The following is a 694-nucleotide window of genomic DNA, read 5'->3' as shown; positions in this document are numbered from 1 at the left end:
AACTAAAAAAATAGAAAATAATGATTTTTTTGAGAATTTATTAAAAATAAATAGAATTTTTGGTATTGATAACAAAAGAGTTTGAGGAGAAAAGACATTTCCAATCGAAAAAAATGACCATAAAAAAAGGAATTGTGCTTTTGGCACGATTCCTTTTGTGTTGCAGACCTGTAATTGAATGGAGATAAGGTCTGTCCAGACTCTTTATACAAATTAGCGTTTAAGTATACGTCCAGCTAAAAATGCGATTGTTGTAACTCCAATAATTGTTGAAACTTTTTTGTTGAATAATTGCTTTGTTACTAAAGTTAAATTTTGTGGACGCTCTGCTAGACGGCGCATAAAGTAGCCGTACCAATCTTCGCCAAAGGGCACATATGTTGTGAAGTGATAGCCCTCTTTTGCCAATTCCTTTTGCATATCTGAACGGAAGCCATACAGCATTTGGAATTCAAATTTATCATTAGGAATCTGATGCTCTTTTACAAATCTTTTAACATGTTCAATTACATGATGATCATGCGTTGCGATGGAAGTGAATTTTCCGTGAAGTAAGTGATACTCGATTAATTTAATATAATTTTTATCAATTTCAATTTTTTCAGTATAGGCAACTTCAGGAGATTCTTTGTAGGCTCCTTTTACAAGACGTAATCGATAATCACTGTATTTTTCTAAATTATCCATCGCCTCA

General features: G+C 32.3%; 1 protein-coding gene. It reads right to left on the bottom strand.

Features of this window, described 5'->3' with window-relative positions; all coding sequences use genetic code 11:
- Positions 1 to 213 precede the first annotated feature (213 nt).
- Positions 214 to 694: proline dehydrogenase family protein (locus tag KTHG_RS00065; RefSeq protein WP_186439470.1), on the bottom strand; the 481-nt coding region annotated here is incomplete at its 5' end.

This window comes from Kurthia sp. Dielmo (assembly GCF_000307285.2).
GTDB classification, from domain to species: Bacteria; Bacillota; Bacilli; order Bacillales_A; family Planococcaceae; genus Kurthia; species Kurthia populi.
The sequence above is the reverse complement of the archived record's forward strand: the minus strand, read 5'-3'. Positions and strand labels throughout refer to the sequence as shown.